Annotated in this window: 35 protein-coding genes; 14 read left to right on the top strand and 21 right to left on the bottom strand. The window is 45.8% G+C overall.

The features are described 5' to 3' along the window. Window positions 1-13 precede the first annotated feature (13 nt). Window positions 14-166 carry an HNH endonuclease gene (locus AC1D0K_RS19375; protein ID WP_477463089.1) on the top strand — a complete coding sequence of 51 codons (153 nt, stop codon included), beginning with the start codon at window positions 14-16 and terminating at the stop codon, window positions 164-166. Window positions 167-417: 251 nt separating this feature from the next. Further along, window positions 418-852: a winged helix-turn-helix transcriptional regulator gene (locus tag AC1D0K_RS19370; RefSeq protein WP_477397476.1), complete on the top strand. Its 435-nt coding sequence runs from the start codon at window positions 418-420 to the stop codon at window positions 850-852. A 48-nt stretch (window positions 853-900) separates the two neighbouring features. Here AC1D0K_RS19370 and AC1D0K_RS19365 read toward each other — a convergent pair whose 3' ends face one another. After that, window positions 901-1,116 carry a helix-turn-helix domain-containing protein gene (locus AC1D0K_RS19365; protein WP_477397474.1) on the bottom strand — a complete coding sequence of 72 codons (216 nt, stop codon included), beginning with the start codon at window positions 1,114-1,116 and terminating at the stop codon, window positions 901-903. 258 nt (window positions 1,117-1,374) lie between these two features. On the opposite strand from AC1D0K_RS19365, the gene AC1D0K_RS19360 reads away from it, so the two are divergent. The 3 genes from AC1D0K_RS19360 to AC1D0K_RS19350 all read left to right on the top strand — a co-directional run bounded on the left by AC1D0K_RS19360 (window position 1,375) and on the right by AC1D0K_RS19350 (window position 3,813). Further along, window positions 1,375-1,662 carry a helix-turn-helix domain-containing protein gene (locus AC1D0K_RS19360; protein ID WP_477397472.1) on the top strand — a complete coding sequence of 96 codons (288 nt, stop codon included), beginning with the start codon at window positions 1,375-1,377 and terminating at the stop codon, window positions 1,660-1,662. Window positions 1,663-1,688: 26 nt separating this feature from the next. Next, window positions 1,689-2,921: a site-specific integrase gene (locus tag AC1D0K_RS19355; RefSeq protein WP_477397470.1), complete on the top strand. Its 1,233-nt coding sequence runs from the start codon at window positions 1,689-1,691 to the stop codon at window positions 2,919-2,921. A gap of 121 nt (window positions 2,922-3,042) precedes the next feature. Continuing rightward, on the top strand, window positions 3,043-3,813 hold the full coding sequence (locus AC1D0K_RS19350) for a metallophosphoesterase (RefSeq protein ID WP_477397468.1): 771 nt from the start codon (window positions 3,043-3,045) through the stop codon (window positions 3,811-3,813). A gap of 37 nt (window positions 3,814-3,850) precedes the next feature. Here the strand turns inward: AC1D0K_RS19350 and AC1D0K_RS19345 are convergent, their stop codons facing one another. The 4 genes from AC1D0K_RS19345 to AC1D0K_RS19330 form a co-directional block, all read right to left on the bottom strand. Further along, entirely contained in the window at window positions 3,851-4,123 is a 273-nt protein-coding gene (locus AC1D0K_RS19345) for a helix-turn-helix domain-containing protein (protein WP_477397466.1), read from the bottom strand. A gap of 457 nt (window positions 4,124-4,580) precedes the next feature. After that, a complete protein-coding gene (locus AC1D0K_RS19340) occupies window positions 4,581-5,549 on the bottom strand; it encodes an ABC transporter permease (protein ID WP_477397464.1) in 969 nt (322 codons plus the stop codon). Continuing rightward, window positions 5,530-6,510, bottom strand: coding sequence for an ABC transporter ATP-binding protein (locus AC1D0K_RS19335; protein ID WP_477397462.1), 981 nt, complete (start codon window positions 6,508-6,510; stop codon window positions 5,530-5,532). The genes AC1D0K_RS19340 and AC1D0K_RS19335 overlap by 20 nt, the downstream gene beginning before the upstream one ends. A gap of 23 nt (window positions 6,511-6,533) precedes the next feature. Then, window positions 6,534-7,391, bottom strand: coding sequence for a COG1470 family protein (locus tag AC1D0K_RS19330; RefSeq protein ID WP_477397460.1), 858 nt, complete (start codon window positions 7,389-7,391; stop codon window positions 6,534-6,536). A gap of 272 nt (window positions 7,392-7,663) precedes the next feature. On the opposite strand from AC1D0K_RS19330, the gene AC1D0K_RS19325 reads away from it, so the two are divergent. The 3 genes from AC1D0K_RS19325 to AC1D0K_RS19315 are packed head-to-tail and all read left to right on the top strand — an operon-like array spanning window position 7,664 to window position 10,731. After that, window positions 7,664-9,211: an FAD-dependent oxidoreductase gene (locus tag AC1D0K_RS19325; protein ID WP_477397458.1), complete on the top strand. Its 1,548-nt coding sequence runs from the start codon at window positions 7,664-7,666 to the stop codon at window positions 9,209-9,211. Beyond that, the gene (locus tag AC1D0K_RS19320) at window positions 9,201-9,665 is read left to right on the top strand and encodes a hypothetical protein (RefSeq protein WP_090463167.1); all 465 of its coding nucleotides are present in this window, start codon (window positions 9,201-9,203) and stop codon (window positions 9,663-9,665) included. Before AC1D0K_RS19325 ends, AC1D0K_RS19320 begins: the two co-directional genes overlap by 11 nt. After that, complete coding sequence (locus AC1D0K_RS19315; RefSeq protein WP_090463170.1) at window positions 9,646-10,731, top strand: glycoside hydrolase family 130 protein; 1,086 nt, start codon at window positions 9,646-9,648, stop codon at window positions 10,729-10,731. The genes AC1D0K_RS19320 and AC1D0K_RS19315 overlap by 20 nt, the downstream gene beginning before the upstream one ends. Window positions 10,732-10,821: 90 nt before the next feature. On the opposite strand, the gene AC1D0K_RS19310 is transcribed toward AC1D0K_RS19315, so the two are convergent. Genes AC1D0K_RS19310 through AC1D0K_RS19290 form a run of 5 tightly spaced genes read right to left on the bottom strand, consistent with a single transcriptional unit; the run spans window position 10,822 to window position 13,174 of the window. Next, window positions 10,822-11,403: a DUF4142 domain-containing protein gene (locus AC1D0K_RS19310; RefSeq protein ID WP_477397455.1), complete on the bottom strand. Its 582-nt coding sequence runs from the start codon at window positions 11,401-11,403 to the stop codon at window positions 10,822-10,824. A gap of 40 nt (window positions 11,404-11,443) precedes the next feature. After that, window positions 11,444-11,866 carry a DUF1810 domain-containing protein gene (locus AC1D0K_RS19305; protein WP_477397453.1) on the bottom strand — a complete coding sequence of 141 codons (423 nt, stop codon included), beginning with the start codon at window positions 11,864-11,866 and terminating at the stop codon, window positions 11,444-11,446. 8 nt (window positions 11,867-11,874) lie between these two features. Beyond that, window positions 11,875-12,048: a hypothetical protein gene (locus AC1D0K_RS19300; protein WP_183566016.1), complete on the bottom strand. Its 174-nt coding sequence runs from the start codon at window positions 12,046-12,048 to the stop codon at window positions 11,875-11,877. 17 nt (window positions 12,049-12,065) lie between these two features. Next, window positions 12,066-12,227, bottom strand: a complete 162-nt coding sequence (locus AC1D0K_RS19295) for a hypothetical protein (protein ID WP_183566018.1) — start codon at window positions 12,225-12,227, stop codon at window positions 12,066-12,068. After that, window positions 12,227-13,174 carry a manganese catalase family protein gene (locus tag AC1D0K_RS19290; protein WP_477397450.1) on the bottom strand — a complete coding sequence of 316 codons (948 nt, stop codon included), beginning with the start codon at window positions 13,172-13,174 and terminating at the stop codon, window positions 12,227-12,229. Before AC1D0K_RS19290 ends, AC1D0K_RS19295 begins: the two co-directional genes overlap by 1 nt. A 197-nt stretch (window positions 13,175-13,371) precedes the next feature. Here AC1D0K_RS19290 and AC1D0K_RS19285 point away from each other — a divergent pair, with 197 nt between their 5' ends. From AC1D0K_RS19285 to AC1D0K_RS19265, 5 genes are all read left to right on the top strand, one after another. Beyond that, window positions 13,372-15,588 carry a hypothetical protein gene (locus AC1D0K_RS19285; RefSeq protein WP_477397448.1) on the top strand — a complete coding sequence of 739 codons (2,217 nt, stop codon included), beginning with the start codon at window positions 13,372-13,374 and terminating at the stop codon, window positions 15,586-15,588. Continuing rightward, window positions 15,585-16,046: a low affinity iron permease family protein gene (locus tag AC1D0K_RS19280; RefSeq protein WP_090465665.1), complete on the top strand. Its 462-nt coding sequence runs from the start codon at window positions 15,585-15,587 to the stop codon at window positions 16,044-16,046. The genes AC1D0K_RS19285 and AC1D0K_RS19280 overlap by 4 nt, the downstream gene beginning before the upstream one ends. A gap of 30 nt (window positions 16,047-16,076) precedes the next feature. After that, window positions 16,077-16,532, top strand: a complete 456-nt coding sequence (locus AC1D0K_RS19275) for an inorganic diphosphatase (RefSeq protein WP_477397446.1) — start codon at window positions 16,077-16,079, stop codon at window positions 16,530-16,532. Window positions 16,533-16,671: 139 nt separating this feature from the next. Continuing rightward, the gene (locus AC1D0K_RS19270; RefSeq protein ID WP_477397444.1) at window positions 16,672-17,160 is read left to right on the top strand and encodes a DUF421 domain-containing protein; all 489 of its coding nucleotides are present in this window, start codon (window positions 16,672-16,674) and stop codon (window positions 17,158-17,160) included. Between the two features lie 96 nt (window positions 17,161-17,256). Beyond that, complete coding sequence (locus AC1D0K_RS19265) at window positions 17,257-17,811, top strand: YciE/YciF ferroxidase family protein (protein WP_477397442.1); 555 nt, start codon at window positions 17,257-17,259, stop codon at window positions 17,809-17,811. 53 nt (window positions 17,812-17,864) lie between these two features. Here the strand turns inward: AC1D0K_RS19265 and AC1D0K_RS19260 are convergent, their stop codons facing one another. From AC1D0K_RS19260 to AC1D0K_RS19225, 8 genes are all read right to left on the bottom strand, one after another. Then, a complete protein-coding gene (locus AC1D0K_RS19260) occupies window positions 17,865-18,347 on the bottom strand; it encodes a CinA family protein (protein WP_183566061.1) in 483 nt (160 codons plus the stop codon). A 113-nt stretch (window positions 18,348-18,460) separates the two neighbouring features. After that, window positions 18,461-18,760 carry a DUF3175 domain-containing protein gene (locus tag AC1D0K_RS19255; RefSeq protein ID WP_090463195.1) on the bottom strand — a complete coding sequence of 100 codons (300 nt, stop codon included), beginning with the start codon at window positions 18,758-18,760 and terminating at the stop codon, window positions 18,461-18,463. Between the two features lie 43 nt (window positions 18,761-18,803). Further along, window positions 18,804-19,469, bottom strand: a complete 666-nt coding sequence (locus AC1D0K_RS19250; RefSeq protein ID WP_477442541.1) for a flavodoxin family protein — start codon at window positions 19,467-19,469, stop codon at window positions 18,804-18,806. A 48-nt stretch (window positions 19,470-19,517) separates the two neighbouring features. Continuing rightward, entirely contained in the window at window positions 19,518-19,706 is a 189-nt protein-coding gene (locus tag AC1D0K_RS19245; RefSeq protein WP_477442543.1) for a DUF2188 domain-containing protein, read from the bottom strand. Window positions 19,707-19,805: 99 nt separating this feature from the next. Beyond that, window positions 19,806-20,351 carry a YciE/YciF ferroxidase family protein gene (locus tag AC1D0K_RS19240; protein ID WP_477396111.1) on the bottom strand — a complete coding sequence of 182 codons (546 nt, stop codon included), beginning with the start codon at window positions 20,349-20,351 and terminating at the stop codon, window positions 19,806-19,808. Between the two features lie 83 nt (window positions 20,352-20,434). After that, the gene (locus AC1D0K_RS19235) at window positions 20,435-21,439 is read right to left on the bottom strand and encodes an SDR family oxidoreductase (RefSeq protein WP_477396109.1); all 1,005 of its coding nucleotides are present in this window, start codon (window positions 21,437-21,439) and stop codon (window positions 20,435-20,437) included. Window positions 21,440-21,459: 20 nt separating this feature from the next. Beyond that, a complete protein-coding gene (locus AC1D0K_RS19230) occupies window positions 21,460-21,639 on the bottom strand; it encodes a DUF6496 domain-containing protein (RefSeq protein ID WP_090463211.1) in 180 nt (59 codons plus the stop codon). A 54-nt stretch (window positions 21,640-21,693) separates the two neighbouring features. Further along, window positions 21,694-22,548: an SDR family oxidoreductase gene (locus tag AC1D0K_RS19225; RefSeq protein WP_477396107.1), complete on the bottom strand. Its 855-nt coding sequence runs from the start codon at window positions 22,546-22,548 to the stop codon at window positions 21,694-21,696. A 493-nt stretch (window positions 22,549-23,041) separates the two neighbouring features. Here AC1D0K_RS19225 and AC1D0K_RS19220 point away from each other — a divergent pair, with 493 nt between their 5' ends. Beyond that, window positions 23,042-23,422, top strand: a complete 381-nt coding sequence (locus AC1D0K_RS19220; protein WP_090465667.1) for a single-stranded DNA-binding protein — start codon at window positions 23,042-23,044, stop codon at window positions 23,420-23,422. 133 nt (window positions 23,423-23,555) lie between these two features. On the opposite strand, the gene AC1D0K_RS19215 is transcribed toward AC1D0K_RS19220, so the two are convergent. The 3 genes from AC1D0K_RS19215 to AC1D0K_RS19205 all read right to left on the bottom strand — a co-directional run bounded on the left by AC1D0K_RS19215 (window position 23,556) and on the right by AC1D0K_RS19205 (window position 24,728). Beyond that, complete coding sequence (locus tag AC1D0K_RS19215) at window positions 23,556-23,762, bottom strand: hypothetical protein (RefSeq protein WP_143014212.1); 207 nt, start codon at window positions 23,760-23,762, stop codon at window positions 23,556-23,558. Continuing rightward, complete coding sequence (locus AC1D0K_RS19210) at window positions 23,759-24,052, bottom strand: hypothetical protein (RefSeq protein WP_477396105.1); 294 nt, start codon at window positions 24,050-24,052, stop codon at window positions 23,759-23,761. Before AC1D0K_RS19210 ends, AC1D0K_RS19215 begins: the two co-directional genes overlap by 4 nt. Before the next feature lie 235 nt (window positions 24,053-24,287). Then, on the bottom strand, window positions 24,288-24,728 hold the full coding sequence (locus AC1D0K_RS19205) for an Hsp20/alpha crystallin family protein (RefSeq protein ID WP_477396103.1): 441 nt from the start codon (window positions 24,726-24,728) through the stop codon (window positions 24,288-24,290). Window positions 24,729-24,812 lie beyond the last annotated feature (84 nt).

The following is a 24,812-nucleotide window of genomic DNA, read 5'->3' as shown; positions in this document are numbered from 1 at the left end:
TTCAATATGCAAATTGCAGTTTACGTTAGGCGATGATATGGATACCGACCATATTATTCCTTTGCATTTGGGAGGAAAAGATATATGGGCTAATGTGCAATTATTGCACGCCCATTGTCATATCACCAAAACGAGGAAAGATAACTTGCTTCATATAAATGATTAACGGACGAGGAGCCGTGTGAAGGGAAACTTTCACGCACGGTTTTGAAGACCAGCCGTAGAGGCGACTCTACGGCTGAGTTTAATCCTTCGCAGAAGATACAGCGGAAAGTCCGCCCGCAGGGGATGCATTGCGTGTACTTAACGGTTGCCGGATTCGTCGCGTAATCCTAAATTTAATTATATTTATGATGTCATTAATTATAGATCTGCTTCAAGACGAGCTGTGCCGGTTATCTTCTGAAATCTCAGTTTATGGAAAAAAAACTGCAGGGGTCTGATTGCCCTCTTCAATATGCCATGCGTATGTTTGGCGATAAATGGTCACTGTTAATTATCCGTGATATCATGCTCTACGGAAAGTCGAGCTATACTGAGTTCCTTCGTTCCGGTGAGCGCATCGCATCCAATATCCTGCAAAGCCGTCTCCATCATCTTACCGAGGCGGGGCTGCTGCTGAGGCGGGGTTCTATAAACAATAAAACAAAAATTCTATATACGCTGACAGACAAAGCCATAGACCTGCTGCCAGCCCTGCTCGAGATCATGTCATGGGCGGATAAGTATGCCTCCAATGAAAGTACTGATACGATAACAAAAAGGTTCAGAGAAAACAGGGAAGCCTTTGTGAACGAACTCCGGGAACAGATCCTTAAAGAAAGAGAGGTCACATTTCTGACAATGGTTTAAAATATAGCAGCTGACCGTTCAGCAATCCGGCTAAACATCTCCCCGCTATCAGTTTTTCAATTTAATATCCTGAAACAAATGGTTTAACAATTCCAAAGGGTCGGTGTCTATGGCCAGGGCAACCAGGTACAGCTCATCTGCTCTGAGTTTTGCTGACGGGTTCATCGAAAGTTCGCTCAGCCTCGATTTGCTGATTCCGGTCTTCCGGGAAATCTCCGATTTATTAACAGATTTTTTTGCAAGAAATAATCCGAAGTCTGTCATAAATAGTGATTTTCCGTACCGATTTATGACTTTAAAGTACAACTGTTTGGGAAAGCTAAATAATTTCATTGAATATGTTTAGAAATTCTGTACATTTGTCCTGACAATCAAAAATACTATAATTAAATATGATTTAAACCCGTCAGGAATTATTAGCAAATAGCTTTAGAATTTAAAGGCTGTTCATTCATAGCAAACCGGTCGTTTGATCAGATGAGCAGTTCATAAAACCAAATACATGAACCTAAAAATTAAAAAATGAGCCCCGACGAATTATTGACTAAAAAAGACCTGGAGCTTTTTAAAAAGGAGCTCTTTGAACTGCTGAAGCCAATCCAGGAGGCTCAGGGGTTACCGCAGCAAAAATGGCTGCGAAGCAGTGATGTCAGGAAATTGCTCAGAATATCGCCGGGGACATTACAGAACCTTCGTATTGCAGGAACGTTAAGCTATAATAAGGTAGGAAAGATATTCTTTTATAAAGCGGAAGACATTGAAAAAATGCTAAGCGGCGGTGAAAAAAAAAGCCCGAAAAAGAGATCCTGAGCCCGGCGCAAGCCCAGACCTTTAAAGTGCTGTTCTTTTTAAAGTCGTCGAAGAACAAGAAAAGGTCAGACTTCTATATTTATATCAGGATCACTGTAAATGGTAGGCGGGAGGAGTGGTCTACACAGCGCAGGTGTGAACAACAGGAATGGGACAAACATACCGGCAGGATGAAAGGAAACAAAGCAGAAGCAAGGGCAATAAATTCCTGGCTTGACACGCTGAATACACGTGCACATTCATGCAGGCAGGATCTGTATGCTGGCGGTAAATCATTTGAAGCGGTACATATCCATAAGCTGATGCAGGGTGAAGAATTAGATCCGCCGAAAATGCTTTCTGAAGCCTGGAACTATCATACCAGTCAGATCGCCGGCCTGCTCGGAAAGGATTACACACCCGGAACACTGGCCAAATACAAAACGGTACACAGCGTATTAAAGAAATATATTAAACTTAAACATCAAAGCGATGATATCCGGCTTGATGATATAGATTATCGGTTTGTCAGGGATTTTGATTATTACCTGAAAACAGATTATGGGGTCAAGATCAATACTGCTGTGCAAATGGTTAAGAAGTTAAGGACGGTAGTGAAAATAGCTTATGAGATCGGCTGGGTGAAACGCGATCCTTTTATCGCTTACAGGGTAAGACATGAGGAAGTTCATCGGGAATATCTCAGCAGCGGAGAGCTGCAGCAGCTTGCAGCCAGAAAGTTTAAGCGGAAGCGCCTGATCGTGGTCAGGGATCTGTTTCTGTTCAGCTGCTATACCGGTCTTTCCTATGCTGATACTGTTAAGCTGAAAAGAGCGGATATTTTAAAGGGAGAGGATGGAGGCTTGTGGATTCAAACCTTTAGAATGAAGAATAATAACCGCGTTCGCATTCCGCTGCTTGGCCCCGCACTTCGGCTGATCGGGCATTATAAGGATTATCCGCGACTGTTCGATGAAGACTTCATTTTGCCTAAAGTGAGTAATCAGAAAGCAAACGCCTATCTGAAAGACATTACCAGCTTAATGGGCTGGACGAAACGGCTGACGTTCCATTGTGCGCGGCATACCTTCGCCACCACGGTGACGCTGACCAATGGTGTCCCAATCGAAACGGTGGGCCAGATGTTAGGGCACAAAAGCCTTCAAACCACCCAGCTTTATGCACGGGTCACGGATACAAGGATCAGCCGCGACATGAAGCCGCTAAAGAAAAAATATGCCGGGCAGGAACTTTCCTTAACGGACATTATGGATGAATAGATAAAAATTAAGATCAGCGGAATAGCTATAGCGAAAGCTGCTGTTAAATGAAAGGAGGCACGGGTATTACCTGGGTGCGCTGATTTTCATCACTTGAATAGAAATTTAAATTATAAATAAAATGCGTTTACAAATTGCATCAGATCTGCATTTAGAATTTCATGAAAACAGGGAGTATATTAAACTTAATCCGCTTAAAGTTGAAGGAGATATTCTCTTACTCGGGGGTGATGTTGCTACACTGAGGAATATGGGTCTCTACCGGGATTTTTTTGATTTCGCAGCAGACAATTACAGGCACACTTACTGGGTTCCCGGTAATCACGAATATTACAATTCCGACATGGCCAACAGATCCGGAACTTTTCGGGAAGCTATCCGGCCAAATGTAACGATGCTCAATAACTGCACGATCAGGCTGGAAAATATCCGTCTGCATTTTACGACCCTGTGGTCTGATATTTCAGCATCGAAGGCATGGAATATTGAACGCGGCCTGATGGATTTTCATTTAATCAAATTTGAGGGACATCGGCTGTCAGTGGAACAGTATAACCGAATGCACGCTGAATCTGTGGCATTCCTGCATTCCGCTTTTCAAGGTAACCGCAAAGACGATGAAAAGCATATCATTGTCACGCATCACCTGCCTACGTTTCAGAATTATCCTGCTAAATATCTCGGCAGCCCGCTGAATGAAGCTTTTGCGACCAACCTGGATGAATTTATTGAAACATGTGGTGCCGACTACTGGGTATATGGTCATAATCATGCTGCTACCGGTGACTTTCTGATTGGAAAAACGAAACTTGTGACAAACCAGCTCGGCTATGTTCACCACAATGAACATAGCATTTTTGACAGCGGCAGATTGATCGCATTAGATGAATAAATATTGAATGGTATTTTAAATGACAGTACCTGCAGGGTTATTTTTTTATCCGGTTGCCATCAAGTAATCGCTGGATGTCTTCGTATTTATAATACAGAATACCGCCGATCTTTGTGTAACTGATCGTGCCGTTTACTCTCAGGTTCTGCAATGTTCCCGGAGATATTCTAAGCATGTTCTTTACCTGGTAGCTTTTTAGCCACCTGGTATTTTCCTGAACAGGGTTACCTGCCAGAAGGGACTTAATGTCACTTAACAGCCTTTCCCTGAATTCATTCAGGTCTTCTTTTGTGATAATTTCTGTTGCCATAATTTGAATGATTATGGTACAAATTTGACTGTGTCTGATCAATATAATTGACAAGCATTTCGGTACTACTGTTGTTTTGTTGGCTTTTGAATACAGTGCCTTGATTTCAAAAATGGAAAATCCTTTCCTCTTTGTAATCAGCAGATATTAACAAACTTGCAATTTACATAGGACAAACTTGCAATTTACATAGGACAAACTTCCAATTTACATAGCCCTAATTGCCAATATACATACCAAATATCCGGTGAAACGACTGATCAATAATAGTAAGAAGCTTTTTTAACTATGGTCAGAAAGCTCTGAGATGTTGGGCATGTTTGGGAATCCATCAACGCACGTTCCGATAAATAAATTCACGAATTTTAATATCAGGTTGCATATTACTTATGTGATTTTATGCCAGTAGTTGCTACGATCTGTTCCTGATGCCCAAAGATAGCGCATCATCGTTTTATTAACTACGTATCTCACGCCGCATGAAAAAGTAATAAGCAAATGCAAAACATCCTACTGTTGATGCCATTAAACCGCTTACCTGAGGCCATACGATCATGACACTTTCCTTAAACGGCAGCGGAGCCGGTATAGCGCCCGCCATTTGCTCCATGGTTACCGGACCAAGGCTGCGAACCGACGGCATCAGCAAAGTGGTGACTGCATCGGAGTAAAGCTGATTCGGGGCGATGCGTTGCAGATTCAAAATAAGATCATTATAACTAATGATCTCGGCGTGGGTAAGATAAGCCGGATCAGGTAAGAAGGACTTGACAATAAGGTTAATGACAATCTGGTAAAATATCGTAAAGAACAACCAGATCCCGATGGCCGTGAGCGCGGAAGTTGCCGCTTGCTTAAACAGGATGGAAAGCATGATAGATAAACTCAACCAAAAAGCCACATAAGCAATAGTGATCACAATAAACCCCAGTATGCGAAGCAGTTCCTGCGGCTCCATACGCACACCGGTCAGTACTAATCCGCCGCCTATCATCAGCAAAGCCAATGCAAAAAACAAACCGCTGACGATCACCAGGGCGCTCACAAATTTGGCCAGCAGCAAATTATCCCGGTAAATGGGCTGCGCCATCAAACGGGTTAGGGTTCCGCTGTTCTGCTCAGAATTAACTGCGTCAAATCCTAAGCTGATACCCAGCAACGGTGCCAGAAAACTCAGGAACACATGAAATGGCGGGATGGAGTTATCGGTTGTGGTTAACAACTTCAGATATAAAAAAAGATGATCCGGATCTTTTGTATTTCCTATTGCTGATTTAATATTCGCCAGCGATACATACATCGCGGCGATAAATGTAAGAATAATAAGCGCAATCAGTATGCTGAAGCGCCAGCTGCGTATATGATCCGCTATTTCCTTGTGAACCATAACGCCGAAAGGCCCCGGATCAGGAGATTGACTTTTCATAGCTTGTTTTTTTAGTACTATTTGATTCAAAATATTTCTGGTAAATATCATCGAGTCCATAATTTTTTTGATTGACACCAATCACGTCATAGCCTTTTTCAACCAGGAAACGAACCAGTGCGGCCGTTATGTCGCACCTGCTGGTACATTCCAGTTCATTTTCGTGGATGCTAATCCGGGTAATGGCTTCCCACGCCTGGAGTTCCGGTTCCAGCTGCCAGGGCTGCGGAACGGGTTGTACTACCCTGATAGAAGTGACATGGCTATCGGTGCCGAATAACTGGGCAGACAAAGCACCGATATCTCCCTGTGCCAGCAATTGTCCGTTTACGAAAATCCCTACGCGGTCGCACACCTGCTGAACATGGTGTAAATGGTGCGATGAGAGTAAAACGGTGAGCCCCTGCTGCCGGCTCAACTGTTTGATGAGCGCCAGAAAATCTCTAACCCCGGTGGGGTCGATGCCGAGTGTCGGTTCATCCAGGATGATGACCTCAGGGTTCTTGATCAGCACATCGGCCAGACCAAGACGCTGTTTCATGCCACGGGAAAAAGCCGAAGTCTTTTTATGTTGGTCTGCGGCAAGGCCCACAATCTCCAGCACTTCGGCCGAACGATTTTTTAGTTCATTTTCCGATATGCCGTTCAGTCTGCCGATATACACCAGATTTTCCAGCGCGGACATGTTATCATAAAAGCCAACACTGTCCGGCATGTAGCCTACTTTTTTCTTAACCTGTATCGGACTGTTGGTCGCGTTATGCCCGCAAACAAAAGCGGTACCACTCGTCGGGTCGGTAAGCCCGAGCATCATCAATATGGTGGTAGTTTTGCCAGCGCCATTAGGCCCCAGCAATCCGAAGATCTCGCCCTTGTCTATGTCAAGGTTTAAACCATCTACCGCTTTAACAGCGCCATACTGTTTGGTTAAACCCTTTAATTGTATAATAGGATCTTTCATTGGTAAAAAATCGATTGGCTGTTTTATCTTCTGCCATATTTACGAATGAGGTAATAAACGATGCCGACGGCCAGCAGGATGACCAAAACGCCGATCCAGCCGGAAAGCAGGGATGTTTTGACCGCCAGACGGAAAGCGATCTGTGAGTTGGTATTGCTGTTCGTCGCCGTAAAGTTGGCAGCATAATCACCGGCTATTGTTTTGTCCGGCACTTTTACAGTAGCTTTAACATCGATGGTTTTCCCGACTTCCAGTTGTTTAATATTCGCGGGTTCAAAAGTAGATTCCCAGCCGGTGGGCAACTGTGCGGTAACCTGGAGGTCATTCAACGGCAGCGTGCCGGTGTTTTTGACGGTAAGCTGCAACTCTTTTTGGCTGCCCGAAGTTACTTCGTCGCTTAATCTTCCGGTAGGCGTGGTTAGTGCCAGGCTGTAGGAGCCTTTAACTACGGCTTCCAGGTTCAACGATAGGGTGTCCGAACCGGATACGGCTTTGATCGGAACCTTGTATTTTTTCGGGGAGGCGGTGGCCGTGGCATTGATCTCGATGGCGATGTCCTGTGTTTTGCCGGCGTCCATGTTGATGGAAGTAACCTGGCTGCCGTCTACTTTGTAGGCAATCGTCCAGCCAAACGGAAGATCGGTTTTAAATTCGTAGATGTGGGCGCTCGCCGAACCGTTATGCAGCGTTGTACTATAACGGAAGGTTTCGCTGGTCGCAGCCTCGATATTGATCAGTTTGGCGATAAAGCCTGATTTGCCGGCCGGCCAGGTGCCCGGCTGCTGTTGCGCTTGTGATGCGAAGGCGGATGTCAGAAATAATAAAAGAAATGCAAAGCTGCGCGCTGCGCTAAAACGGGTGATAGTGATTTGGGATAACATGATCTAACAACTAAAACGGTTAATGATAGCTTTCAAAAAATGCTTTTTTCGATAATTGGTTCAATATTTAAAAATAGACGGTCCAAAGAAAAAAAGTCGCCTCAAATTTTCAAACAGCTTTAACATTTTTTAACAATTAGCTATTAGCCTGGACGATTAAGCCCTGAATCCATTGTTGCCGGGTTATAAAAGATCGGGTATATGAGCGGATTTGTTTAATAAATAGGTAAACTATTGCCAAACAGAGTGATGTTGATTTTTGTAATAGAATTATGGGAAAGAGAACGAATACCGTATTGGCGCGCGACGGAGCACAGCGGGCTCCCTGGCAGTATGGCGCAGCGACTATAATTTCGAAAGCTTTATTTGATACCACCGCCGTTTATGATGCGCTGATCGTAGGTGCTGGCATTACCGGTATCACAACGGCACTGTTTCTTCAGAAAGCAGGAAAAAAAGTAGTGATCGCCGAAGCGCATAATCCGGGATTTGGAACTACCGGCGGGACCAGCGCCCACATCAATACCTTCGCGGATACTACTTATGCGGAAGCAGCGAACGCTTTCGGTGAAGAAGGAGCTCAACTTTTCGCGGATGCGATCAACGAAGGTTTCACGACCATTAAATCCAACATTGATACTTACCAGATTGATTGCGATTACGAAATCAATCCTGGCTACCTGTATGCAGAAACCGGGGACGAGGCCAAACAACTCGACGAGATCTACAATGGCGCCTTAAAAGTAGGTGTGCCTGTAAACTATACGGAAGAAGTGCCGACACCGGTAGAATATTTAAAGGCCCTGGTTTTCGATAGGCAGGCACAGTTTCACCCGTTAAAATATTTGCGGGGTTTACAAAAAGCTTACCTGGAAGCAGGTGGTATAGTTTTGGAAAATACGTTGGTAACCGGTATCGAAACTGATAATGGCGTACATACCGCGCATTCGCCAACAGGTGTTATCAGGGCTAAAACGGTGATTTACGCTACGCATATGCCGCCCAATATCAATTTGTTCAATTTTGAGTGCGCCCCTTACCGCAGTTATGTACTGGGCCTGAAATTAAAAACGGATACTTATCCGGATGCCCTGGTTTACGATATGCAGGAACCTTATCATTATTTCCGGACACAGGTAATTGACGGGGAAAAACTCTTGATCGCCGGTGGTAATGATCATAAAACGGGTCAAGCCGACCCGGAAAAAGCCTTTGCCGATCTGGAAAAATACATCCGGAAATATTATAATGTGTCGTCGGTTAAATACCGCTGGTCATCACAATATTATGTACCTGTGGACGGCCTTCCTTATATCGGACAGATGCCGCTGGCGGCGGATGGTATTTACTGCGCAACCGGCTATAACGGTAACGGGATGATGCTGGGCAGTATCGCCGGCAAAATACTCAGCGACCTGGTCAGGAGACGGCCCAATAGATATCAGGACTTGTTCAGTCCTTCACGGATCAAACCAGTGGATAGCTTCAGCGAATTTGTTAAAGAAAATGCGGATGTAGCTTACCACTTTATAGCAGACAGGTTTCATATCCACGAAACGGATTCATTAAAACGGCTTCAGCGAGGAACCGGCAAGGTGCTGGAGGTAGACGGTGAGAAGATAGCGGCATACCGGGATGAAAAAGGAGCCGTCCACGCGCTCAGTCCGGTTTGTACGCACGCGGGCTGTATCGTGAACTGGAACGGTGAAGAAAAAAGCTGGGACTGCCCCTGCCACGGTGCACGTTATGATATTGACGGAAATGTATTGACAGGACCGGCAACCAAAAACCTACCCAAGATCAGCAGCGATGAAAACTAAGGAAATATTAGCCGGCGGAATTACCGGTACAACTTTCATGACCCTGTTCAGCTACCTCATTTCGCTGGCCGATGGCGAAAACTTCAGCGAACCGGAGCGCCTCGGACAACTGGCTGGCCGTCTCATTCCGAAACTGGACAAGCAGCAGAGTCAGGCTTTAGGCTGGCTCGGTCATTATGGGGTAGGCCTGCTTTTTGCACTAGTCTATGTGGAGCTTTGGCGGCGCGGAAAATTAAAACCTGATCTGAAAACGAACCTTTGGCTAGGTGGCTTAAGTGGCTTGCTGGCGGTCGTAGTCTGGAAAGCCACATTTAAAATGCACCCGCTGCCACCTTCGTTAAGTTTTAATAAATATTACCTGCAACTCGTTCCGGCTCATCTGGTCTTTGCAGTCTTCGCCGGGATCGGTTATCAAATCTTAAAAAGAACAAATCATGTTACAGATCATCAATGAGTCGGAAAAAAGTAGGACGGATCTGGCCCAACGTTTCCCGGAAAATCCTTTGTTATTACCTAAAGACCTTGCGCCCAGCGCCGGTGGTTTACAAATCATTAGTCTGCTGAATCCGGGCGTATTTCGTTACGGGGGGAAAATATGGATTCTGGTCAGGGTAGCAGAAGGTGCTGTGCAAAAGGAAGGCGTACTATTTTTCCCCGCCCTGAACGCGACTGGGAATACCGAGATCATCGAAGTACCATTAAACGATCCCGACCTGATCGCCATCGATGCTCGGGTAATCAGCTATAAAGGCCTGGATTACCTGACCACAATCTCACATTTACGCTTATTATCCAGTGATGATGGTGTGCATTTCACCGAGCCAGGAGACTATGCTCCCATATTGGGACAGGGCTACCTGGAACGATTCGGCATCGAAGATTGCCGGGTGAGCCAGATAGGTGACACTTATTATCTGACCTATACCGCAGTCTCTGATAGTGGTGTTGGCGTAGGTTTGCAAACAACCAAAGATTGGCAACACTTTGAAAATGCTGGCATGATCCTGCCGCCGCATAATAAAGACTGTGCCATCTTTGAAGAAACCATCAACGGTAAGTATTATTGCCTGCACCGGCCGAGCAGCAAAGAGATTGGCGGCAATTATATCTGGCTGGCCGAATCTTCCGACGGCAGGCAATGGGGGAACCATCAATGCCTGATCAAGACCCGGCCCGGCCTTTGGGACAGCGCACGCGTCGGTGCCGGGGCGGCACCGATCCGTACCGGGCGGGGTTGGCTGGCGATTTATCACGGTGCAAATACGGAGCACCAGTATTGCCTGGGCGCTTTCCTGATGGATTTGGATAATCCTTCGAAGATCATTTCACGTACCGTTGAACCCATTATGGTGCCTACGGAACCATATGAATTAAGCGGCTTTTTTGGGCACGTAGTTTTTACCAACGGGCACCTGATTGATGGTGACCGCTTGACGATGTACTATGGCGCGGCAGATGAGTTCGTGTGCGGCGCGCATTTTTCCATCAGTGCAATACTGGAACAATTGGTTTCTTATTAGCATATCGAAAGTTCTTCAGCAACGCTGCAAACCATCGGACTCCGGCAGGAAAATAAAAAAGGCCGCCCTGGCAAAGCGGCCCGCCATGGTTTATTTCATGCTGTCATGGACCTTTTGGATCGCGTCTAGGTGCATTTTTAAGGTTGGTAATGTCTTCACCGCAAATGCTTTCAAATCCGGGTCCTTCAGGTTTTTAGTGGCATCCTCAAATTCTTTAATGTCGTTTTTGTGATCTTCGATCATATTATCAACATAGGCTTTATCAAAGTCCGCGCCTGATTTTGAAGAAAGATTATCTTTCACCTTTTGTTCGTCACTATCTATCGTTGTTGGCAGGGTGATCCCTTTGGATTTTGCAAGGGCCTTCATTTCCTCGTTGGCTTTGCTATGGTCGCTGACCATCATGCCACCGAAATCTTTAACTTTTTGGTTGGCAGCTTTTTGCTGAGCGAGCGTGCCGAGCTCGACTTCTGCCATACCGCCATTAGCTGCCGCCACGGCAAATTTCGCATCGTCCTTGTCGACTGCTGACGCGGATGAATCCTTTTTGGCCGTATCAGCTTTTGCTGTATTCGCGCTGTCTGCGCTGGCTTTGCTGTCCTTGTTGCCGCTGCAGGCCTGTACCACGCAGGCAACACCTGCGATCAGGCTGATGTACATGAGCTTTTTCATGGTGAGTGTTTTTTTGATTTGTATCTCTTTTATCGTCAAGCTATTTTATACCAAGTATTTCCAGCGTCCTTTCATCGCGTTCGCCATGATAGAACTTGTCCAGTACACGGCTAAAAACCGGGAAGGTCGCGGGCACAGCATCAAATAGGGTCATTGACGATTTAAGCTTGAGGTCGTCGGGGCTACCGAAAACAGCATGCGGGTCATTTGTTTCCAATTCCAGCAGCGCTTTACAGATAGTCGTCAGCCGCAGCCCGAGTTCCGGGTCCATCAGCAGGTCTCCCGCCTCCTTTATATCTTTTATGGCATAAAGGCGTGACATTTCGGTCATGCCCAAACCTGCGATCTGCGGGAAGATATACCACATCCAGTGGCCTTGCTTGCGGCCGTCTTTGATTTCCGCCAGCGCGGTATCATAATCACGGTCCTGCGCAGTTTTAAAACGTTGTAAGTGCTCTTTCATTTTTTTACTTAGTTGCTTTTCCCCCTGAACAGCGAGATGATCCATATGATAATGGCGATCACGATCACGACTGCTATAATGCCCACAACCGCGCCGGCTTTGAAAATACCTGCAATGGCGGTACAGCTTGTAAATAAGGCAGCCATCATGAGGATGGCCACCGGCACAATGATTTTTTTCATGGTTATGTTTTTATGGTTCAGCCTGCGCTGCTATTATCCTGTATGTCGTCCGAGGGATATGTTTCTGTTGATCCGGTATCCAGCTTGACGACGATCTTATCGCCAATAGCGTCAACGACCTCGCCTTCACCTGAAGGGGTGATCACACGCTGTCCTTTCAAAAATAGGTGCTCATCCATTATGCTTGTACCCTTTCAGCGCCATAGGCACTCCATTGAGCGACACCTTTTGGTTCTGCATTTTTTACTTCAGCGCTTTTGATCTTGCTCATGTCTTTATTGAGTTTTTCGCTTTCTTTTACCTCCGCGCTGAAATCATCCGGCAATTTCGTTTGGCCTTCTGTTTCCTGTACCTGTGCAATGGGGTCTTCAACGTAATTAAATTCTTTGCCCATGCCTTTGATCTCACCCTCATTCCACGGCCCGCGAACGGTACCGTCGGAAAGGTTGTAAACGTTTTGCAGGTAGCGGGGATCGGCAGCCAATACTCCCGGCGGAAAATTAGGCTGAATGCTGTTCAAAGCTGCTTCAAACATTTTATAGTGTGTAACCTCCCGGGTCATCAGGAAGGATAAGGTTTCGTGGATGTACGGATCCTCTGTAAATTTCATCAAATGCTCGTAAACGAGCTTGGCCCGTGATTCAGAAGCCAGGTTGCTGCGCAGGTCTACGGTCAGGTCGCCGTTGGAGTGGATGTAGGAAGCACACCAGGGAATGCCCTGGCTGTTGCGCGGGGTGACGCCGCCTCCGGTGATGATGCCAAACTGCGGATTAGCAAATACCGCTTCGTGGATAATATCCTCTTTAGCGGCCTTGCCGTTTAATACCTGCATGATTTCGGAACTATCGGCAGCGTTTTTGAGTTCGCCGTTCACACCTTTCAGCAGCATCTGGATGGTAGCGCCCACGATCTCTAGGTGACTGAATTCTTCGGTGGCGATGTCCATCAGCATATCGTATTTATCCGGGTGCGGAACTTTCGCACCGAAGGCCTGGGTGAAATATTGCATGGCAGCGGCCAGCTCACCGTTTTCGCCGCCGAATTGCTCCAATAACAGGTTCGCAAAACGCGGATCGGGACGAGATACCCGGGCATTGAATTGAAGGTCTTTTACATGGTGAAACATAATATTATTTGTTTAAGGTAAATGGATATTGATAAAACTACAGGAGTTGGTATTATGTTTTTAATTAATTAAATAATTTATAAAGAAATATAAAAACAATATTTAACTGAAAATAGTTGTTGTACTACCTTTTAAGCGCTTTCCGCAAGCGTTTGCAGAGTAATTAAGCCAATTGTTGAAAGATTATTTTTTTTACCATGAATGCAACCTCAGCCTGGCTATTGGCTGTTAATTCAAAATTGAACAGTCCCGGCCTGACCGCTGTATATGAACAGCAGGCAGTAGGTTATGCCTTTAAAGTTTATCTGATTGATGACTCCTGCTGGATGGTTGTAGCCTGGCCGAAAGGCAGCCGGATCGCTTTCCGGCTTGCTTATTCACCCAACGATCACCTGGAACTCCGGAAAGTCATGGAGAAAGATCAAAACATTACTTTTCGGATCGCCTCCCTGATGGGCGAATACGAGTCTGTTGTCCGGTTACCGGTTGGAGAAATCCCCGTGCTGCGCCTGACGACAACACTGAGAGCGGCAGCGCCGATCTTGTTCCCTTTCTGGCCGCGGGATATCGCGCCGCTCGGCGCGGCAAGCAGCGATAAGATAGCTGAAGGTGAGATCAAAGTCAGCCAGGTGGGAACACGTTCCGGACTGCTCTATTTCAGCCTGACGCGGCCGAAGGCGGGTTCTGTGCTTTACCTGCAGAACCTGACCGCACTGGCGGACTATAACCAGCAGACCGAGACCTCGGCCGGGGATACGGTGGGTGGCGAATGGCCGGAAATTGGATTTGCCCTGCCACCTACTTTGAAAAATAAACCATTGGAAGCCGGGAAAACGTATGCCCTGAGTGACGCGTTTATTGTCTTTTCTGAAGAAGTACCTGCAGATGAGGGAGCCATGGTACGCCAGTATCTTGATTTATTAGCGGCAGTTTATCTGGAATTGCCAAAACCCGCCACTACTTATAAAAACTGGCCGGAAACTTTACAAAAAGGTTTAACTGACCTGACCGAAAGCCCGGGTTGCTGGTCACAGGTGAACGGGAATCATTACCTGAATGCTTATGTCTGTGATTATGCAACACCACCCGAGATCATGGTACAACTGGCAGTACTCCTGCCTTTGCTGGATTATGTAGAATGGAGCGATGGCCAGCTGGAAGTGATGAAAAAGATCAAGGAAGGCCTGCCCGCTTTTTATAATGAGGAATTTGGCACGATCATGCGCTGGCACCCTAAAGTGGCCGATAAGATGGAAGGCGAAGAAGAACACAAAAAGCCAATGGTTATGGATTCCTGGTATCTGCATCACCCGCTGCTGAACTTGTCACGCTTAGCGCTCAAAGGTGATAAAGTTGCCGAAAAGCTGTTCCTGGATTCGCTGGAATTCGCAATAAAGGTGGCCCGTCATTTCAATTACAGGTGGCCGGTGTTTTATAAAATGGACACGCTCGAGGTGATCAAAGCGGAAACACAACCTGGAAAAGGTGGTGAAAAGGATGTGCCGGGTTTGTATGCACATGTGATGCTGCAGGCCTGGGAACTGACAGGCAACAAACGTTATTTGGCCGAAGCTGAAAGAGGCGCTTTAAAACTACAAGGTTTAGGTTTTGACTTATTCTACCAGGCGAATAATACCTCCTTTTCGGCAGGTGCCTTATTACGGCTGTATAAGATCACCCAAAAAGAAGTATATAAAGAGCTCAGTTATTTATGCCTGGCTAATGTGTTCAGGAACGTAAAACTCTGGGACTGCAATTATGGCTACGGGCGAAATTTTCCATCTTTTTTTGCCCTGTTCCCGTTGAACGATGCGCCCTATACGGCGGTTTACGAGGAGCAGGAAGTCTTCTGTGCCTTTCATGATTACCTGCGGCATGCCGAAGGCCTCGATATTCTGCCTTCCCTGCGTTTGCTGATGGCCGAATATATACGGTTCCTGGTGGAACGCGCAGTTTACTACTATCCAACGATGCTGCCGAAGGCGATGTTGTCAGACGAGGTCAAGACTGGTGAAGTCGACCCGAATCTGTGGATCGCGCTGGAGGATATGCATGACGGCTGGGAGAAATCCGGCGAAGTGGGGCAGGAAGTGTACGGCGCGGGAAATGCTTTCGGTATCCTCCCACGCCATTATATGCAGGTGGAAGATGAGCCCTTTATGATCTATACTGATTACCCCACTTATGGCTTCTCGCCAAAAAAGCACCGTCCGGCCAGATTCAGGCTGGCGGGAGATGCACGGCTTAATTGCCGCCTGATGCTGGTTAAAACGGATAAAGGTAAAATGCCGGAATTTACGGTGATGTTGAACGACGATAAAGAGCCCGCTAAGGGCAAAAAAACAAAAGAAGGCCACCTGGAGTTTATCATCCCCGGTCACAGTGAAATTCATATCAAATGGAAAGCCTTATGAAAAAAAAGACGAATTTGTTCGAACGTTTCAGCAACTGGGCGACAGCTGCCACCGGAAGTTCCGCGGCATTTATCATCGCTACATCAACCGTGCTCATCTGGGCAGTTACCGGACCGTTATTTCATTATTCGGAAACATGGCAGCTGGTCATTAATACGGGCACAACGATCATAACTTTCCTGATGGTCTTTCTGATCCAGAAATCGCAAAATAAAGATTCCAAGGCCGTCCACCTGAAGCTGAATGAATTGCTGGCCTCGCATGAGGGCACCAGTAACCGCATGGTGAATATCGAGGACCTGACCGAGGAAGAACTGGACCATCTTTATAAATTTTATATCCGCTTGTCCGATCTGGCAGAAAAGGAAAATGATCTGACCCGCACGCATTCAATAGATGCTGCTGCAGAAAACCAGAAAAGAAAATCGCAGACACGGAAGCCGATTAAAAAGACCTGAGCCATGAATAAGCCGACTACAATCACCGCGATGATCGAATGTCCGAAGGGATCGAACCAGAAGTTCGACTATGATCCGGCGGAAAAACGTTTTAAACTGAATAAGATCCTGCCTGCCGGACTGGTCTTTCCCTTTGATTTCGGGATGATCCCGGGAACCAAAGGCGAGGACGGCGACCCGCTGGATATCATCGTGATCTCTGAAGGTTCCACTTTCCCCGGCTGCCTGGTAGATTGCCGGATCATTGGCGGACTAAAGGCAGAGCAAACCGAACGGAACGGGCACAAGGTACGGAATGACCGTTTTATCGGTATACCGGATGTTTCCCAGTTATACTCGAACATCCATACACTGGAGGAGCTGCCACAGGTTCTCATTGATCAGCTCGAAGCCTTTTTCAAAAATTATAACGAACAGGCGGGCAAGAAATTTAAAGTGACCGCGAGGCTAAACGCCCCGCAGGCCGCCAAATTATTAAGTGACTGAAGAAATAAAGCAGCTGCTTATACCGGCCATGCTGGCATCACTGTAAATTACCGCCTGCCTCGTAAGCCGGGAACGGCGTCAAAGAAGCCCGCAGTTATATGCGGCAAAAGAAACTAAATAAGAACTAAAATCAATTGCTATGGAACTTCTGCTAAAAATTTTTGGTGAAGGCAAAGACCTCAATGCCCTGCAGATGAGCAGCCGGGGCGTAGTCATTTTTATAATTGCATTCCTGCTCATCCGCGTCTCGGGCCGGCGCTCGTTTGGCGTACGGACGCCGCTCGACAATATTATTACCATTTCACTGGGAGCCATCATGAGCCGGGCGGTTGTGGGTGCATCGGCTTTTGTACCGGTAATCGTCTGCTGTTTTGTGATTGTTTTCCTGCACCGGGTCTTTGGCTGGCTGATCGTTCATCATAAGGCATTTGGTCGCTTTGTGGAGGGCGATAAAATCCTGCTATTTGATCAGGGAAAGTTCATTAAAAGCCATATGGAAAAAGGATTGGTTTGTGAAGAAGATATCATGCAGGGTGTCCGGAAGTCAGCGCTAACCGAAGAAATGGAGGGGATTGAAAAAGTTTATATGGAAAGAAACGGCGAGATCAGCGCCATCCGGAAAAAATGAAAATTGTTCTGATTTTTCAGGGAATTTGGAACGCTTCTTGTTTTTTTAACGACAGCGTTGTTCACTATAGTTTTAACCAAAATAAAATCTACAATCATGCCTACAAAAAGCAACAAAAAGTCTGCAGCAGCAGCCAGCCGCACACCAGAAGCTGAAAGTGCGCTGAAAGAATTATTTATTGATGAGATCAAGGACATCTACTGGGCGGAAAAACATTTGGCCTCCGCTTTGCCGAAACTGATCAAGGGAGCGACCTCGGAAGACCTTAAACAAACCATTAGCAACCACCTGGAAGAAACCAAGAACCATGTGACCCGTCTGGAAAGCGCTTTCGCTTCGATCGGTGAAAAAGCAGTGGCTAAGAAATGCCTGGCCATGGAAGGCCTGCTAAACGAAGCTACTGAACTACTGTCCGATACAGACAAAGGCACAGAAGTAAGGGATGTAGCCATTATTTCTGCTGCTCAAAAGGTAGAACATTACGAGATCGCATCTTATGGTACCCTGCGCACCTTAGCCGGAACCCTGGGCTATAGTGAAGCGCAGCGCCTGTTTGACGAAACCTTAGCTGAAGAAAAAAATGCCGATACCCTGTTGACCCAAGTAGCCGAAAATTATGTGAATGAAGCCGCTGCCGCTGAAGTGGAATAAAAGAAGTAAATTGTGATCTTTCAGGGGATACCGGAAGGTATCCCTTTTTTTGTTTAAGTTTTGCTTAGCGCCGCGATCAAAAGTTCAGCGGTCGCCTCGATGGTCTGATGAATGACCTCCTCGCAGGAACCGGAAAACACTTGACGGAAGCTGGCTTCACGACCACAGATCAAAGCAAAAACGAACATGGTGCCGACCGGTTTCTCCGGTGTTTCGCTGCCGCCGGGAGTGGTCAGGCCGGTAACGGTTACCTGAATATCCGAATCGATTATTGTTTTTAAGCGGTAAGCCATCTCCCGGGTCACTTCCATCGATTCCGGCGTGTATTTATCAATGAGTTCCTGTGGTACACCTAGTAAACTAACTTTCAAACTCGCGTCATAACAGGCAATGCCCCCTTTAAGCACTTTACCAGATTCTTCGGTCAGCGCAAATTCGGAGCAGAGCCAGCCCGCTGTCGCGCTTTCTGCAAAAGCGATAGTCAGCCCTCGTTGAGCTATGAGTTTACTGCAAACGATGATTTTGCTTTCCGCCATTTATATTTAACGATCTGGCGCTGAAAATGGTTTGGATATACAGACATTTGGCGCAAGCATCAGGTCTTTTCCTAACAATCATAAATTCCGTATACAGAACCGACTACTGCTTATCACTTATCGTCCTTACCGAATAACTCCCTCAGCTTATCCTTTGCTTTTTCCAGCGTGTCTTTTTCGTCTGCGTTTAAGTTCTTTCCGGCCCGGTTCTCGTAAAAGGTCAGCATGGACATCGCGCTTTGATAAGGCGAAGATTTTCGCCGTTTGCTTGTCTCCGCCGAATGTTTTACTGATGCCGCGATCTTATCCGGATCTCCGGATTTAAAAATATCTTTCTCCAGATCCATCGCATCGCTGTGTTCTGTAACATCTGCAGACCATTTGTTTACCGTTTTTTTTGTTTTCGTAGTCATAGAGGTATAGTTTATCCTTAAACGATTTTAGTATCGGTTGATACTAACTTTCTTGCTTGTCGCTTTCTGCTTCCGCTTTTTTATCCTCTTCCAGTAGATTGGTACCGATAGGGTTAGCGGCTAATAGTTTGGCAAACCAAGCCAGGTTTGCTGTCATATAACGCAAGGTTTTATTGGTATATAAATACCGTTCGCCGCCAGCTTCCACATAATCTTTTTCTCCTCCGGCCACACCAACCCAATAAGCATTAACATTAGGTGGAATTGTAAAGCCTACTTCCTGCAAAGCCCAGAGTACTTGCGCGGCACAGCTATGGGCGCCGTCTTCGTTGCCGGTAACCAGGCAGCCGCCTACTTTATTATAGGGCATATATTGTCCGTTTTCTTGATTGCTCAGTTCTTCGTCCCGGAAAATAGCATCTAACCGTTCGATCACTTTTTGAGCGGTCGAGGCCAGGTGTCCCATCCAGATAGGCGTAGCGATAATAAAAATTTGGCAGGATTTGATCTTTTCCAGGATAAGCGGCCATTGGTCACCCTCTCCTTCATCAGAAGAATTACCGGTAAGCACCCGGTAATCATTAAGACGGATAATCTCCGTTTCAAACCCCTGCTCACGAAGCTGGCTTGCCGCCTTGTCAGCTAATGCGCCCGTGTTGGAAAAATTCGGTTGGCGTTTGAGCGTACAGTTAATAAGTAATGCCTTCATGAAGTTTGTTTTAATAATTAGTTAGAAAAAATAACAGCCTGATGTAGTTCAGCTATCATTGTTCTTCTTTTTTTCTTTTGCAAAATGAGCGCGCGCCTGCTTTAAACCAGTCGCTATTGCTTCCCCTTCATTGCCGGTTGTTCGCAACACTTCATTGGCGATCTCCGCTGCCTTTTCCCTGATTTTCTTAGGTTGGTTCTTATAAGATGGCGGGTAGTCTCCATTGTACCATGGCATAAGCTAATTTTTAAATGTTTCCTAAATACACTTTCATTTCAACCTTGTTTTCCATTTGCATTCAGCAGCGCCTGCCTGAGGACAGGCGCTGTAAAAAGATCAGGAAAAAAATCCCTTGTCTTCTTTTGGTTCGGTGCTTGCCTGGTAATTGATATTATTTTCAGCGATCTGGGTCAGCAGGTTGTCTGCTTCCTTTTCTTCCTCCAGGGTCTTGACCAAGAGGTCGGCCGCATCATTATATCCTAAAGTTTTAGCCAGTGTGACCATGCCACCGTAGGTGGCGATCTCATAATGTTCTGCCTTTTGTCCGGCGAAGATCAAACCCACATCCCGCTGCGCGGTGCCTTCTTCGGTTTCATCTATAATATCTTCGCCTTCGTCAACAATACCGGCCATTGCTGCGCATTTGGTGGTGTCCACGTCTTCGCCAATCAAACCAAAGACCTGTTCCAACCGGGTAACATGGTTTTGAGTTTGTGTGAGGTGATTGCCGAAGGCATCCTTCAGTTCGGCGGATGTAGCGGCTTCCTGCAATTTGGGCAAGGTTTTAACCAGTTTTTTTTCTGCCCAAAGCAGGTCTTCTAACTGATCGATAAAAAACTCCCTGAGTTTTGAATCGGTAGTCTGTGCGGTTTGTGTTTCCATGATATTTGTTTTTGATAAATGATTTAGCAATTTCTTTAAATTGGATTCGATGCCTTGATCATGGCCAGGCGAGCCGCTATGTATTAAGGCTGTCCTGAGCCGCCGGATGAACCATAGATCTGTCCGGTTGCATAACTGGCATCTGAGGCAGCCAATTGTACATAGATAGAGGCCAGTTCTGCGGGTTGTCCGGGTCTGCCCAATGGTGTTTGTCCGCCGAACTGCTTCAGCTTTTCCTGGCTGGCGCCACCACTAACCTGTAACGGTGTCCAGATCGGTCCGGGTGCGACACCATTTACACGGATACCTTTCGGGCCTAATTGTTTTGCCAGGGACTTGACATAATTCATTGTCGCAGCCTTGGTTTGCGCGTAATCATACAGATCGGGTGAAGGATCGTAAGCCTGTTCAGAAGTGGTACCGATGATAACCGAGCCGGGCTGTAAATGCGGCAAAGCCGCTTTAATGATCCAGAAAGGAGCATAGATATTGGTTTTCATCGTCCAGTCAAACTGTTCTGTAGAAATGTCCAAAATAGACTGGTTGCTTTGCTGCCTGCCTGCATTATTTACTACAATATCCAAACCGCCCAAACCCTTAACCGCCTCGTCTACGAGTTTTTTGCAAAAAGCTTCATCACGTAGGTCGCCAGGAATTGCGATGGCTTTTCGGCCTTCAGCTTTGATCAATGCGATCACCTCTTTGGCATCTTCTTCCTCTGTCGGGAAATAATTGATCGCCACATCAGCACCTTCACGGGCGTAGGCTATGGCGGCAGATCGTCCCATCCCCGAATCGCCACCGGTAATCAACGCCTTGCGACCAGCTAACCGTCCCGAACCTTTATAGCTTTTTTCGCCGTGATCCGGTTTAGGGTTCATTTTACTGGCTAAGCCTGGCCAGGGCTGTGACTGGCCTTCAAAAGGCGGCTTGGGGTATTTGGTGATCGGATCTTCTAATGCTTTTGCTTCCATTATACTGTTTGTTTTACCGCCTGCTGCGAAGACAGGTGTTACTGCCGCGACAGCTAAAGTGGCACCTAACCCGGCGACCGCTTGCCGCCGGGTGATTTTATGTTCTTCGTTCATGGTAGTGTAGGATGTGTTTTTTACGATTTCTTTTTCGGAACCTTGGCGCCTTCCTTGCGGGCTTCCGACAATCCGATTGCCACAGCTTGTTTTCTGGACGTTACTTTTTTACCGCTTTTGCCACTTTTTAGTGTTCCTTCTTTTTCCTCATGTAAGGCTTTGTGGACCTTGTCCTGTGCCTTTTCTGAATACTTTGCCATTTTTTTGATTTAATTGTTATTCATTGTATAAACGATTCCATTGATTATATAACCTTATCCATTGACTACTTCACCACCGTTTACGTGGATGACCTGGCCCGTTATAAAAGAAGCATCATCCGAAGCCAGAAAAACATAAGCAGGTCCAAGCTCCGAAGGCTGTCCAGCCCGTTTCATGGCTGTTTCACTTCCAAAACTTTTGATCTTTTCCTCATCGAACGTGGATACGATCAGGGGTGTCCATACCGGCCCGGGAGCAACAGCATTTACACGGATCTTTTTTTCAACGAGATTTGTTGCGAGTGAGCGCGTAAAGGTTGTAATAGCTCCTTTAGTCGAAGAGTAATCAATCAGCGAAGGAGAGGAACGATAAGCGGTTACCGAAGTGGTATTGATAATGCTATCACCTTCATGCATATGCACCACTGCTGCCTCAGCGAAGTAGAAATAAGCAAATATATTGGTGCGGAAAGTGGTATCCATCTGTTCGGGGTCAATCGCCTTGACATCTTTTTGTGGAAATTGCATTCCTGCATTATTGACAAGGATATTCAGCTTTCCATATTTCTTAACGGTACTTTCGACCGCGTTTTTGCAAAAGGCGGCATCCTTTACATCTCCTTTGATAAGCAGGCAATTTTTGCCCGCGGCTTCCACCAAATTTTTGGTTGTTTCGGCGTCATTATCTTCATCGAGGTAAACGATGGCTATGTCCGCACCTTCTTCGGCAAAATGGACGCTGACAGCCCGGCCGATGCCGCTGTCACCACCTGTGATCAGGGCTATCTTGCCCTGGAGTTTGCCGGCGGCCTTGTAACTATCCTTAATATATTCCGGTTTCGGATCCATCTCCGCTTCAATACCCGGCTGGCGATCCTGTTTTTGTGGCTTTTTTGTTTTCGTTTCCATATCGGTCAAATGTTTTTTCCTTCAAATTACTTTTTCAATTTTAGCCCGGAATGGCAGATCAACTATTTGCATAAACTCTCTTTATTGGCAATGCTGCCTGATTTATGAAAAATTACTGCTTGCATCATACAGATTCATTCTTTGATAAATGAGTAAAATTGGCGGCGGCAGAAAGCGGGCGGGAGCGGCAAAATAATCTGAATAAATCACCTCCAATATTATTCCAGTAGTGGATATATGAGTAAAAATATTTTACATTTTAGCTATCTATACTTAAAATTATTTCTTTTTAATTTAATAATTGTACTAAAATCAACTATATGTGTCATTAATTTAGAACAGAGGTGTTCAATGAAGTATAGAGGTTGACGAGCTGATCTCTGAGATTAATTTAAGCTTTAACGAATATCAAGAAGGCTAATTGTTTAAAACCCAATGCGGTAACTAGTGTTGCCACATTGGGGAAATTGAAATAACATTAAATTTAAAAGCTATGTCAGGAGTTAATAAAGTTATCCTGGTCGGCCATTTAGGAAAAGACCCGGAATTCAGGTATTTGCCGGATAACGCTGCAGTTTTAAGTTTTCCGCTTGCTACGTCCGAGTTTATCATCAAAAACGGTGTTAAAACGGAACATACAGAATGGCACAATATCGTGATGTGGCGTTCGCTGGCGGAAGCTGGTCATAGATCGCTCCGTAAAGGAAAGCTGATCTATGTAGAAGGTAAATGTCGTACCCGCTCTTTTGAAGATAAAGAAGGTATCAAACGTTACACTACGGAAATTATTCCTGAAACCTTTACCCTTTTGGGACGGAGCAGTGATTTTGAAATTAATGAATTACTGGAAAATGTGACTCATTCACAGAAGTAGAAGCATTCAGCTACTATACGCTTTGAGAGGGAAATGGAAATAATACCTGTTGGCGGCTGCTTCGAGACGCCGCAGATTTATAAAAATATTAGCCCTTGCCGCATTCTGCAATTTTTTAATCGGCCAGATTTTCCTAAATCTCTCCTGCCCAATCGTCGTCATTACTGCCCTGGTTAGTAATTACGGAAACGATCCATAATAAAATCCCGGTCAGTAATAGCTTTTTATGCTCGGGAAAGGCATCAGCCGAATGGCTCATGATCCGCAGCACGTCAAAGATCAACAGGCAGATCATCATGGAGATGATCAGTGTTCTAAGTAAAAATAACTTATCCATCATTCCATTTCCTCCAGGTTCTTTAAGCGAAAAACCTCTCTTGCGATCAATTTACAATTGTAAGCCAATTCCTCCAGCGTACAGCAGATGGTTTTGACCTTTACCGGTAGTTCATCGACGGTTTCCATCAGGTCAATATGTAAAAGGCAAGAATCTTTTAAATTTTGGTGACCTTTTAACTGCCCGAATAACTCATAGGCGGTACCGCGCTCGTCACCGAAGAAGTACTGTCCATAGTCGACAAAGCCGCGCGGCGTCTTCAGGCTTAATAAAATATAGAATTGTGTTTTCATAGCAGTTTATAAATAAAAGGGCATTGCAAGAGGGGCACTTGCCTTTTTTAATGTCGGCGCATATCAGATGCTGTCCTGTTAAAAGCAGCCATCCGGCCGCCTGTTTGGGCGTCAGCAAAGGCGGTTAAACCGAAAAACTTTAAATTTAAGTCCTACTATAATTAAACTGACTTCTTAGTATATCCTGAAAAAGGCCGCCATGACGGCAGCCTTTCCGGATATATGATGGAATCGATTATTTTATCTCGATCTGCCTGCGTAAGCTTTTCGCTTCTTCACGTTTGGCAATGTCGATGCGGAGGATACCATCGGTATAACTCGCGTTGATCTGGCTGTCATCCGCGCTTTCCGGCAGCGTAAAGGAACGCACGAAAGAGCTGTAGCTATATTCGCGTTTACTGTAATTTTTCTGATTGTCTTCCTGACTGGCGGTTTGTTCAACTGCAATGTTCAGCACGTTACGTTCCAGGTTCAGTTTGAAATCTTCTTTTTTCAGACCCGGCGCAGCCAGTTCCACATGATAGTTGTTTTCCGTTTCGCTGATATTGACGGCAGGTACGCGGGTTACCATACGGTCATTGAAAAAAGTGTCATTAAAAATAGAATCGAAAACATCACTAAAACCTGGTAATAGTGAACTGTTTCTTTTGTCGGGATTAAATTTAACTAATGTCATAATTTTTTCTTTTAATTGTTTTTAAAGGATCAAACCATTTATCTATTAAACTTAAAGAACGATTGTTCGAAAGTAATACTACAA

Source organism: Mucilaginibacter sp. P1_A3 (assembly GCF_056406855.1).
The sequence above is the reverse complement of the archived record's forward strand: the minus strand, read 5'-3'. Positions and strand labels throughout refer to the sequence as shown.

Coding starts and splice junctions, on each gene's coding strand:
- AC1D0K_RS19370 (WP_477397476.1), top strand. CDS start 418: ATGGAAAAAAAACTGCAGGGGTCTGATTGCCCTCTTCAATATGCCATG.
- AC1D0K_RS19365 (WP_477397474.1), bottom strand. CDS start 1,116: ATGACAGACTTCGGATTATTTCTTGCAAAAAAATCTGTTAATAAATCG.
- AC1D0K_RS19360 (WP_477397472.1), top strand. CDS start 1,375: ATGAGCCCCGACGAATTATTGACTAAAAAAGACCTGGAGCTTTTTAAA.
- AC1D0K_RS19350 (WP_477397468.1), top strand. CDS start 3,043: ATGCGTTTACAAATTGCATCAGATCTGCATTTAGAATTTCATGAAAAC.
- AC1D0K_RS19345 (WP_477397466.1), bottom strand. CDS start 4,123: ATGGCAACAGAAATTATCACAAAAGAAGACCTGAATGAATTCAGGGAA.
- AC1D0K_RS19340 (WP_477397464.1), bottom strand. CDS start 5,549: ATGAAAAGTCAATCTCCTGATCCGGGGCCTTTCGGCGTTATGGTTCAC.
- AC1D0K_RS19335 (WP_477397462.1), bottom strand. CDS start 6,510: ATGAAAGATCCTATTATACAATTAAAGGGTTTAACCAAACAGTATGGC.
- AC1D0K_RS19330 (WP_477397460.1), bottom strand. CDS start 7,391: ATGTTATCCCAAATCACTATCACCCGTTTTAGCGCAGCGCGCAGCTTT.
- AC1D0K_RS19325 (WP_477397458.1), top strand. CDS start 7,664: ATGGGAAAGAGAACGAATACCGTATTGGCGCGCGACGGAGCACAGCGG.
- AC1D0K_RS19320 (WP_090463167.1), top strand. CDS start 9,201: ATGAAAACTAAGGAAATATTAGCCGGCGGAATTACCGGTACAACTTTC.
- AC1D0K_RS19315 (WP_090463170.1), top strand. CDS start 9,646: ATGTTACAGATCATCAATGAGTCGGAAAAAAGTAGGACGGATCTGGCC.
- AC1D0K_RS19310 (WP_477397455.1), bottom strand. CDS start 11,403: ATGAAAAAGCTCATGTACATCAGCCTGATCGCAGGTGTTGCCTGCGTG.
- AC1D0K_RS19305 (WP_477397453.1), bottom strand. CDS start 11,866: ATGAAAGAGCACTTACAACGTTTTAAAACTGCGCAGGACCGTGATTAT.
- AC1D0K_RS19300 (WP_183566016.1), bottom strand. CDS start 12,048: ATGAAAAAAATCATTGTGCCGGTGGCCATCCTCATGATGGCTGCCTTA.
- AC1D0K_RS19295 (WP_183566018.1), bottom strand. CDS start 12,227: ATGGATGAGCACCTATTTTTGAAAGGACAGCGTGTGATCACCCCTTCA.
- AC1D0K_RS19290 (WP_477397450.1), bottom strand. CDS start 13,174: ATGTTTCACCATGTAAAAGACCTTCAATTCAATGCCCGGGTATCTCGT.
- AC1D0K_RS19285 (WP_477397448.1), top strand. CDS start 13,372: ATGAATGCAACCTCAGCCTGGCTATTGGCTGTTAATTCAAAATTGAAC.
- AC1D0K_RS19280 (WP_090465665.1), top strand. CDS start 15,585: ATGAAAAAAAAGACGAATTTGTTCGAACGTTTCAGCAACTGGGCGACA.
- AC1D0K_RS19275 (WP_477397446.1), top strand. CDS start 16,077: ATGATCGAATGTCCGAAGGGATCGAACCAGAAGTTCGACTATGATCCG.
- AC1D0K_RS19270 (WP_477397444.1), top strand. CDS start 16,672: ATGGAACTTCTGCTAAAAATTTTTGGTGAAGGCAAAGACCTCAATGCC.
- AC1D0K_RS19265 (WP_477397442.1), top strand. CDS start 17,257: ATGCCTACAAAAAGCAACAAAAAGTCTGCAGCAGCAGCCAGCCGCACA.
- AC1D0K_RS19260 (WP_183566061.1), bottom strand. CDS start 18,347: ATGGCGGAAAGCAAAATCATCGTTTGCAGTAAACTCATAGCTCAACGA.
- AC1D0K_RS19255 (WP_090463195.1), bottom strand. CDS start 18,760: ATGACTACGAAAACAAAAAAAACGGTAAACAAATGGTCTGCAGATGTT.
- AC1D0K_RS19250 (WP_477442541.1), bottom strand. CDS start 19,469: ATGAAGGCATTACTTATTAACTGTACGCTCAAACGCCAACCGAATTTT.
- AC1D0K_RS19245 (WP_477442543.1), bottom strand. CDS start 19,706: ATGCCATGGTACAATGGAGACTACCCGCCATCTTATAAGAACCAACCT.
- AC1D0K_RS19240 (WP_477396111.1), bottom strand. CDS start 20,351: ATGGAAACACAAACCGCACAGACTACCGATTCAAAACTCAGGGAGTTT.
- AC1D0K_RS19235 (WP_477396109.1), bottom strand. CDS start 21,439: ATGAACGAAGAACATAAAATCACCCGGCGGCAAGCGGTCGCCGGGTTA.
- AC1D0K_RS19230 (WP_090463211.1), bottom strand. CDS start 21,639: ATGGCAAAGTATTCAGAAAAGGCACAGGACAAGGTCCACAAAGCCTTA.
- AC1D0K_RS19225 (WP_477396107.1), bottom strand. CDS start 22,548: ATGGAAACGAAAACAAAAAAGCCACAAAAACAGGATCGCCAGCCGGGT.
- AC1D0K_RS19220 (WP_090465667.1), top strand. CDS start 23,042: ATGTCAGGAGTTAATAAAGTTATCCTGGTCGGCCATTTAGGAAAAGAC.
- AC1D0K_RS19215 (WP_143014212.1), bottom strand. CDS start 23,762: ATGATGGATAAGTTATTTTTACTTAGAACACTGATCATCTCCATGATG.
- AC1D0K_RS19210 (WP_477396105.1), bottom strand. CDS start 24,052: ATGAAAACACAATTCTATATTTTATTAAGCCTGAAGACGCCGCGCGGC.
- AC1D0K_RS19205 (WP_477396103.1), bottom strand. CDS start 24,728: ATGACATTAGTTAAATTTAATCCCGACAAAAGAAACAGTTCACTATTA.